General features: G+C 41.6%; 1 pseudogene. It reads right to left on the bottom strand.

What is annotated here, in order from left to right:
- A pseudogene (locus tag ACFIK3_RS09795) lies at positions 1–332 on the bottom strand (adhesin); the annotation flags it as partial.

The raw sequence follows: 332 nt of genomic DNA, 5'->3' as shown, positions 1-332 counted from the left end.
ACACTTGCACCAAGGCCTGTAAACGCTGAACCTCCATCATTAAATGCGGACTTGCTTACATGACCATCTTCAGAAACATGCGATAATTCATAGGTCGGCTGTGTAAAGCTACCATCTTTAAATGACGCACCGCCACCTAAAAACCGTGCTACATCCTGAGAAATTTTATTAATCTGTTCCCCATTAACAACATCATGTGAATCCTTAGCAATCATACCATCCGCAACATTATGCAGACCAACAGCGGCAGAACCATTTCCTTTGCCAAACGTCACACTCGTATAATTAATAGAGGCATCCTTGTTCTTATCATAATGAACAACTGCTGAATC

Source organism: Bartonella sp. CB10SXKL, from assembly GCF_042195515.1.
Classification (GTDB): Bacteria; Pseudomonadota; Alphaproteobacteria; order Rhizobiales; family Rhizobiaceae; genus Bartonella.
The sequence above is the reverse complement of the archived record's forward strand: the minus strand, read 5'-3'. Positions and strand labels throughout refer to the sequence as shown.